The 7,774-nt window shown below is 53.9% G+C and carries 10 protein-coding genes; 9 read left to right on the top strand and 1 reads right to left on the bottom strand.

Annotation, left to right across the window (positions count from 1 at the left end):
- Together Q7U71_03195 and Q7U71_03190 are read left to right on the top strand one after the other, a co-directional pair.
- Window positions 1-380 (top strand): HD domain-containing protein (locus tag Q7U71_03195; protein ID MDO9390761.1); only part of this gene is annotated, 380 nt, incomplete at its 5' end.
- Complete coding sequence (locus Q7U71_03190) at window positions 377-1,084, top strand: DNA alkylation repair protein (protein ID MDO9390760.1); 708 nt, start codon at window positions 377-379, stop codon at window positions 1,082-1,084. The genes Q7U71_03195 and Q7U71_03190, both read left to right, overlap by 4 nt.
- Before the next feature lie 148 nt (window positions 1,085-1,232).
- Here the strand turns inward: Q7U71_03190 and Q7U71_03185 are convergent, their stop codons facing one another.
- On the bottom strand, window positions 1,233-1,871 hold the full coding sequence (locus Q7U71_03185; protein MDO9390759.1) for a response regulator: 639 nt from the start codon (window positions 1,869-1,871) through the stop codon (window positions 1,233-1,235).
- 102 nt (window positions 1,872-1,973) lie between these two features.
- Between Q7U71_03185 and radC the strand changes: the two genes are divergently transcribed.
- The 7 genes from radC to Q7U71_03150 all read left to right on the top strand — a co-directional run bounded on the left by radC (window position 1,974) and on the right by Q7U71_03150 (window position 7,579).
- Window positions 1,974-2,654, top strand: a complete 681-nt coding sequence (radC, locus tag Q7U71_03180; protein ID MDO9390758.1) for a DNA repair protein RadC — start codon at window positions 1,974-1,976, stop codon at window positions 2,652-2,654.
- Between the two features lie 16 nt (window positions 2,655-2,670).
- Window positions 2,671-4,158: a phytoene desaturase family protein gene (gene crtI, locus Q7U71_03175; GenBank protein ID MDO9390757.1), complete on the top strand. Its 1,488-nt coding sequence runs from the start codon at window positions 2,671-2,673 to the stop codon at window positions 4,156-4,158.
- 93 nt (window positions 4,159-4,251) lie between these two features.
- On the top strand, window positions 4,252-4,500 hold the full coding sequence (locus Q7U71_03170; protein MDO9390756.1) for a DUF4342 domain-containing protein: 249 nt from the start codon (window positions 4,252-4,254) through the stop codon (window positions 4,498-4,500).
- A gap of 11 nt (window positions 4,501-4,511) precedes the next feature.
- The gene (locus Q7U71_03165) at window positions 4,512-5,024 is read left to right on the top strand and encodes a hypothetical protein (GenBank protein MDO9390755.1); all 513 of its coding nucleotides are present in this window, start codon (window positions 4,512-4,514) and stop codon (window positions 5,022-5,024) included.
- Between the two features lie 47 nt (window positions 5,025-5,071).
- Window positions 5,072-6,049, top strand: coding sequence for a DUF1722 domain-containing protein (locus tag Q7U71_03160; GenBank protein MDO9390754.1), 978 nt, complete (start codon window positions 5,072-5,074; stop codon window positions 6,047-6,049).
- Window positions 6,050-6,100: 51 nt separating this feature from the next.
- Window positions 6,101-6,724, top strand: a complete 624-nt coding sequence (locus Q7U71_03155; protein ID MDO9390753.1) for a hypothetical protein — start codon at window positions 6,101-6,103, stop codon at window positions 6,722-6,724.
- 93 nt (window positions 6,725-6,817) lie between these two features.
- A complete protein-coding gene (locus Q7U71_03150; protein MDO9390752.1) occupies window positions 6,818-7,579 on the top strand; it encodes a 3',5'-cyclic-nucleotide phosphodiesterase in 762 nt (253 codons plus the stop codon).
- Window positions 7,580-7,774: the final 195 nt, after the last annotated feature.

Here is a 7,774-nt window from a genome sequence, read left to right as displayed (position 1 = left end):
TTCATGATTTAAGCGAGGTAAAACATGGAGATATCCCCGGCTTTGACAAAACAGATGCAGATGTGAAAAATGAAAAAAAGGCTTTGGCGGATATTTCAACCGAATACGCCCAGCTTGGGATCGGGGAAATTATTAATACGATAGAAGATTTTGATGATCACCTTTCAAAAGAAGCCCGGATAGTAAAAGCACTTGATAAATTAGAAGCAGTTATTCAGCACAATGAAGCTGATATAAAAACATGGATTGACAGAGAATACGACCTTAACTTGTCTTATGGTTTTGAAGAATGCCAGATTGAGAGCATTCTTGCTGATTTCAGAAAACTGGTAAAAGACAAAACGATAAGAAAGATAAACGACCATAATGTCCGCCCGTGAACGACATCATCAAACATATCCGGGCCGAGCTGCTGAAGAATGTGGACCCCGTTTATCGTGAAGGCGCGCAGAATTACTTCAAGGAAGGCATTGTCCTGCACGGGGTGCGCCTTCCGGTGGTCCGGGCCATCTCGGCCAAGTACTACCGGCAGGTGAAGGGTTTGGAGAGAGTTGAGATCTTTGCCTTGTGCGACCAGTTGCTCTCCTACGGCACCAGCGAGGAGCGCACCATCGCCTTTGACTGGGCCTGGCGCCGCCGCCGGGAATTCCAGCCTTCGGACTTCAATGTCTTCGAACGCTGGCTTAAGGACCATGTCAACAACTGGGGTGGAGTGGACGACCTGTGCTGCCACACCTTCGGGTATTTTATAGACCGCTTCCCCGAGTTTCTCCCGAACTTCTTGCGCTGGACCAAGTCCAAACAATGGCCTTTGCGCCGGGCGGCGGCGGTGATTCTGATCTACCCCGTCAGGCGGGGCAAATATTTTAGTGATGTGCTAAAGACATCCGGCGCCCTGCTGTGTGACGATCACTACCTGGTGCAAAAAGGTTACGGCTGGCTGCTGAAAGAGTCCTGCAAAAAGTTCCCCGGAGAGGTGTTCGATTATGTAATGAAGAACAATAGGCAAATGCCCCGGACCGCCTTAAGATATGCCATAGAGAAGATGCCTGTTGCACAGCGTAAAAAGGCCATGTCGAAATAAACAGGATTTCCACGCTTGCGCGCCGTAACGCTATAGCGTGCAGGCACGGAAACACTGAATTGCCGAAACACGGAAAATACTTATTCAACCTTCCGTGATTCTGTGGTAAAGTTTCGGTTTGATCCGGTATTTTTTTGTAAAGGGAAGATCAGTACCGGAAGGCGGTAAATTCGCCCTTTTCCCAGGACAGCACCAGGAAGATGTTGAAATTATTGCTCTGCCCCTCCAGGCTGCAGCTAAGGATGGAACCCCTGGCTATGTGCAGGCAGCCGTGCTGGCCCATGGAGTTGGTGATGTCTATCCGCCCGGTCCAGCCGCCGATGGAGAAAAGCTCCAGCACGGTGAAAACGTTGTTCTCCGACAGCCGGCCGGCCCACTCCTTGGCCTTGCGGTCCAGCATGACCTTGGCCTTGTAAGAATACTTAAGCCGCAGGTCAATGCCCTTGTACAGCTCCTCCCGCTTAAGCGGCTTGGTCAGGTAGCGGGCGGCGCCCACCGCATAACCATGAATGATGCTGGCCCGGTCGGCCTTGGCCGAGAGCATGATCACCGGAATGTGCCACAGTTCCGGGCTCTGTTTGACCGCCCGGCACAGCTCGTAGCCGTCCATCAGCGGCATCATGATGTCGGTCAGGATCAGGTCCACATGCTTCTCTTTGGCCACCTGCAGGCCGTCCTGGCCGTCCCGGGCCTGGATCACCTGATAGCCGGCGCTCCGCAGCTGAAATTCCAGCAGGCGCGCCATGTTGGCCTCATCTTCGACCACCAGGATGGTGTACTTTTCCATAGGCCTCCCTTTAAAAGAGGGTTCGGATAAATTGTATAACAAACCCGGCAAATATGCAAGCCGGTTTATCAACCTGATGAGGGAATACAAAATAGGCGAGGCATGGACAAGAAAGAACAGACCTCGGGTCACCGCCAAAGGCTGAAGGATAAATTCCGCCAGACCGCCGGAGAAGGCCTGCACGACTACGAACTGCTGGAACTGCTGCTGACCTATGCCCTGCCCCGGCGCGATGTAAAGCCCCTGGCCAAGGAACTGATAGCGGTTTTCGGCGGCCTGGCCGGAGTACTGGACGCTTCGCCGGAAGACCTGGAGAAGATCAAAGGCCTGGGAAGCTCCCCGGGAGTGCTGATCAAGCTGGCCAAGCACCTGTCCGAGCAGTACCTGGCGGCCGGGATGATATCCCGGGACGCCCTTTCCTCGCCCCAGTCGGTGCTGGCTTTCGCCCGGACCAAGATGGCCGGACTGCCCAACGAAGCCTTTCTCTGCATCTATCTCAACACCAAGAACGAGGTGCTGAGATACAAGACCATCAACCAGGGCACGGTGGACAAGGCGGCGGTCTATCCCCGGCGGATCATCGAAGAAGCCCTGAACCTGCACGCCGCCGGAATGATCCTGGTGCACAACCACCCCAGCGGGCACTGCCAGCCCTCGCCGGAGGACCGGCAGCTGACCGACTCCATCGTCAGCGTGGCCAGGACGCTGGACATCCGGGTGCTGGACCATTTGATAGTGGGCCGGCTGGGGTATTACAGTTTTGCCGAGAATAAATTATTGTAACAATAAAGTTGTTATTATGCCGAAGAAAAAAATCATCATCATCGGGGCCGGGCCGGGCGGGCTGACCGCCGGCATGCAGCTGGCCCACCAGGGCCACCAGGTGGATATCTTTGAAAAGAAGGACGTGGTGGGCGGCCGCAACGCTCCCATCAGGCTGGGCGGATTCACCTTTGACACCGGCCCCACCTTCCTGATGCTGCTGGAAGTGCTGGAGCAGTCCTTTGCCGACGCCGGCCGGGACCTGAACAAATACCTGGACCTTAAGCGCATCGATCCCATGTACCGCCTGCGCTTTGACGGGGCAAAGGACTTCTTCCCCACCGGCGATGAGAAAAGAATGGTGGAGGAGATCGAGCGGGCCTTCCCCGGGGACGGCCAAAATTACCTGCGGTTCAAAAAGACCGAAGGCAAGAAGTTTGACCGGGTCTACCCCTGCCTGAAGGTGCCCTACGGCAGCCTGCTATCCTATCTCAAGCCCAGGTTCCTTAAAGCCGTTCCCCGGCTGGACCCCTTCGCCTCGGTCTATCACCGGCTGGCCGGCTATTTTAAGCACGAGCACCTGCGGATCGCCATGACCTTCCAGGCCAAATACCTGGGGATGTCGCCCTGGCAGTGCCCGGCCACCTTCACCATCCTGTCGGTGATCGAGCATAAGTTCGGCATCTACCACCCCATCGGCGGGCTCAATAAGATATCTGAAGCCATGGCCAGGGTGATCCAGGAGGACGGCGGACGGATCCACCTGAACACCCCGGTAAAACAATTGATGGTGAAGGACCGCACTGCCAAAGGCGTTTTGCTGGAGGACGGCCGGACCATAGAGGCCGACGAGGTGATCCTCAACCCCGATTTCGCCTGGGCCATGAGCCATCTGGTGAAACCCGAAGACCGGAAGAAATACACCGACGCCAAACTTAAAAAGATGGAATATTCCTGCTCCACCTTCATGCTCTACCTGGGCCTGGACAAACTGTACGACATACCGCACCATAACGTGATCTTCGCCGATGACTACCGGGACAACGTGGAGGACATCGTCCACCGCAAGGCCTTGTCCAGCGACCCCTCGGTCTACATCCAGAACGCCAGCATCACCGACCCCACTTTGGCTCCGGCCGGCAAGTCGGCAATTTACGTGTTGGTGCCGGTCACCAACCAGACCTCAGGGCTGGACTGGCAGAAGGAGCGAAAAGCCTTCCGCGACCGGGTGATCGGGATCATCAAGCAGAAGACCGAGCTCAAGGACATTGACCAACATATAGAGATGGAGAAGATCATCACCCCGGCCGACTGGGAAAATGAATACGGGATCTACCATGGGGCCACCTTCAACCTCAGCCACAAGATCTCCCAGATGCTGTCCTTTAGGCCCCACAACCGTTTTGAGGAGTTTAGGAACTGCTACCTGGTGGGCGGCGGCACCCACCCCGGCTCGGGCCTGCCCACCATCTACCAGTCGGGGCGGATCGCGGCCGCAATGATCATGGGAACCAAGGTTTCTTAAATTCGACATCTTGGTTGTACCTTCTGCCCAGAGAATATGATCTGCGTTAATCTGTAAAATCTGTGGATGGATAATTATGAAAGGAACAGAACCATGCCAGACCAATTCACCGAGGAAATAAAAGTATCCGGCGAGCAGCTGCTGGCAAAGATCAAGGAACTGGTCCGGCAAGGCAACATCCGCCGCATCACCATCATCGACAAGGATGGAAAGACCATCATCGCCTTCCCGCTGACCATCGGGGTGGTGGGCGCCCTGATCGCCCCGACCCTGGCCGCCATCGGCGCGGTGGCGGCATTAGTGACCGAGTGCACGGTCAAGGTAGAACGGGAGCAGAAGTAGAGTTCAACGAAATGGCTTTTTCAGTATTTATATTGATAATCTATACCATTGGTGTAGCGGGTATCCTTGGTATAATATATTCTATTGTAAAAAAGAATCTTCCTGGTTTTATAATATCAATCATTACCCTGTCGGTGGCTTTGATTATTATTGTGCCACCCTTCATTCCTATGTCAGAAAAAGCTAGACAAGGGTGCGTCAAGGCAAACATGCACACTTTGGAACTTTTGGTAAATGACTATCGAGCTAAGAATAATGGTCTATGCCCACCAGACACGATTATATTTAAACTACTTCCAAATAATTTGAAAAATCCCCAAACTTTTAAACCTTATTCGAGATTTTTAAAAACGAACTTCGCGGCTAAAAGCCTTAATGAACCATCCTCAAAAAATAATGGTTATATGTTAGGTTATGCTACAAGTAGGGACAATGCACACTATATAATACTAGGTACGGGTAAAAATGGGCAATTGATACACGGAGATGATCACACTACATATTTACTGACAAACATTAAATAATTACCTTTTACCTTGTTAAAGGTCTGTATCTAATAGTCTTCTAATCTATGCCACGCAAATTAATCCGACCCCGGATAGTGGTCAGCAAATGCCTGGGGTTCGCCGCCTGCCGCTACAACGGCCTGATGATCTCCAGTCCTTTTGTCCGGAAACTTAAGGACCATGTCGACTTCGTCCCGGTCTGCCCGGAGCAGGAGATAGGCCTGGGCGTGCCCCGCGATCCCATCCGGATCGTAGAGACCAAGGGCCGCCGCTCCCTTTACCAGCCGGCCACCGGCCGCGACCTGACCGGGGAGATGAACGCCTTTGCCGGAGAATTTTTCAAGGGCCTGGGACCGGTGGACGGCTTTCTGCTGAAGACCCGCTCCCCCTCCTGCGGCATCAAGGACGTCAAGGTCTATCCCGGTTCGCTTAAGGGGGCGGCCCCGGTCACCGGCAAAAGCTCGGGGTTCTTCGGCGGCCTGGCGCTTGAGCTCTACCCGGGCCGGGCCATAGAGGACGAGGGCCGGCTGGAGAACGCCGCCATCCGGGAGCATTTTTTGACCAGGATCTTCGCCCTGGCGTATTTAAGGGAAACTTTGAGCTCCGGCTCGGTCAAAAAACTGGTGGAGTTCCACTCCTCCCGCAAACTGCTGCTGATGGCCTACAGCCAAAAGGAGATGCGGGCCCTGGGAAAATTGGTGGCCCATCAGAACGAACTAAAATGGGCAGACCTGGCGGCCGGGTATCAAGCCCATTTTGAACAGGCCCTGGCCAGGATCCCCCGGCCCCGCTCCCATCTCAACGTGCTGATGCATGCCCTGGGTTATTTCAAGGATGAACTGGCCCCGGCCGAGAAAAAATATTTTCTGGATCAACTGGAACTGCTGGGCCGGGATAAGATCCCGCTTAGCACGGCGTCCACCTTGATCGGGGCTTGGGTGGCCCGTTTTCAGGATAAGTACCTGGGGCTCCAGACCTACTTTGAGCCCTATCCCCGGGAACTGGTGGATATTTCTGACACCGGCCGGGGCCGGATGGTTTAACTTGAAACAAATACTATAATTCCATAATAAGGTTAATTGATAATGGCAATAATGCTGAGAAGATCATCGTTCATCTTAGGTCTGCTGGCCTTGATAATTGTTCACAGCCCGGCCTGCGCCCAAGTGGAAAAATACAATTACAACGATGACGAAGGCCCCGGGTTCAATTCCGGTACCCGGCTGATCCTGGGTTACTCCGCCAACATTCCCAACCAATACTTGGGTTTTAACATGGGCTTTACCCGGCCAAGAACCTGGGGCATATTTGTGGAATTCAAAATGAACTACACTTCATTGGAGATCGCACCCTACTTGTTCGACGACCTGTCGGTTTACGATGAGGAGCAAACGATACGCAGTCTCTCGGATACTTTTATTGGCGCTCGGGATTCCTGGATCTCCTTGAACACCGGGATCACCCGCCCCCTGAATGACAGGTTTTGTTCCTACCTAGGCTTGGGCGTCTCATTTCGTCGTGTTTACCGGCAATACTATGAAATCTATGGAAATATGGGAGATAACGGTTACTTTTGGATAAACGACGACGCCAACTCCACCGTAAATCTTAATGTCACCGGCGGCGTTTACTGTAAGCTGGGGCGCTATTTTTACCTGCAGCTGGGAGGAGACCTCCGGCCCCTTGGGTTGGTGGCCGGACTGGGCCTGGCCCCCTAAACATTCACTTCCCCGTGACCTTGGTATAGCCTGCTCCCCGCCTGTCTTTACGGCAACCTTCCCAGAAAATCCAACTTAAGATAAGGGCATGACATGAAACTTCGGGTATTGGGCGCTTCCGGATCCAAACTGCCCGGCTTTGGGCTGACCAGTTTTTTGCTGGACCAAACTATTTTGATAGACACCGGGGCCGCCGCATCCAGGCTGAACTTTGAAGAACAGAAAAAGATCGAAACGGTTTTTCTGTCCCACCTTCACATCGACCACAGCCTGGGGCTGCTGCTGATGGCCGACAACCTGGCCGGCTGCTCGCAAAAACCCGTCAGCATCGCCAGCCTCCCCGAAGTATTGCAGGGCCTGCACCAGCATCTTTTCAACAACCAGGTCTGGCCGGATTTCACCGCCATCCCGGACCGGAAGCGGGCGGTATACCGGCTTTGTCCGTTACGGGAAAACCGGGCCGTCAGTATCGGCAAATATACGGTTAAGGCCGTCAAGGTCAGCCACTCTGTGCCCACCGCAGGCTTCATAATATCGGATGGGAAATCCAGCCTGCTCTACACCGCCGACACCCGGCCCACCGAACGTCTCTGGCAGGAAGCCAAAAAGGTGAAAGACCTGAAGGCGGTGCTGATAGAAACCTCCTTTCCCAACCGCCTCCAGAACCTGGCAGATGTCTCCGGCCACCTGACGCCCAATACATTATCCCAGGAAGTTGCCAAGTCCGGACTGAAGGTGCCGTTCTACGTGTTCCACATCAAGGCCCTGTTCGCAAAGGAGATCCGGCAGGAGATCGCCGACCTAAAAGATTCCCGGATCCGGCTGGCTAGGGAAGGCGCCCAATATACATTTTAATGTTCATCCTATCAGCGCCTGAGATCCACTAAATTCAAACGGTGCCAACCATAGTTGTCGCGTTAAAACGATCAGTGAGCATCGCAGTTGATGGCGGTTAAAAGCTTGTCTGGCCTGTTTGAGGGCTTGGCCAAAGCCCGAGCTCAGACAAGCCCGCCAACAACGAGAAGCGCAACGCCCGGAGAGTTTTAAGCG

The sequence above is a fragment of the bacterium genome (genome assembly GCA_030655055.1).
Classification (GTDB): domain Bacteria; phylum Edwardsbacteria; class AC1; order AC1; family EtOH8; genus UBA5202.
The sequence above is the reverse complement of the archived record's forward strand: the minus strand, read 5'-3'. Positions and strand labels throughout refer to the sequence as shown.

Bases quoted from the DNA above. Each gene is read 5' to 3' on its own strand.
- Q7U71_03185 (MDO9390759.1), bottom strand. From the start codon at position 1,871: ATGGAAAAGTACACCATCCTGGTGGTCGAAGATGAGGCCAACATGGCG.
- crtI (MDO9390757.1), top strand. From the start codon at position 2,671: ATGCCGAAGAAAAAAATCATCATCATCGGGGCCGGGCCGGGCGGGCTG.
- Q7U71_03150 (MDO9390752.1), top strand. From the start codon at position 6,818: ATGAAACTTCGGGTATTGGGCGCTTCCGGATCCAAACTGCCCGGCTTT.
- Q7U71_03170 (MDO9390756.1), top strand. From the start codon at position 4,252: ATGCCAGACCAATTCACCGAGGAAATAAAAGTATCCGGCGAGCAGCTG.
- radC (MDO9390758.1), top strand. From the start codon at position 1,974: ATGGACAAGAAAGAACAGACCTCGGGTCACCGCCAAAGGCTGAAGGAT.
- Q7U71_03160 (MDO9390754.1), top strand. From the start codon at position 5,072: ATGCCACGCAAATTAATCCGACCCCGGATAGTGGTCAGCAAATGCCTG.
- Q7U71_03155 (MDO9390753.1), top strand. From the start codon at position 6,101: ATGCTGAGAAGATCATCGTTCATCTTAGGTCTGCTGGCCTTGATAATT.
- Q7U71_03165 (MDO9390755.1), top strand. From the start codon at position 4,512: ATGGCTTTTTCAGTATTTATATTGATAATCTATACCATTGGTGTAGCG.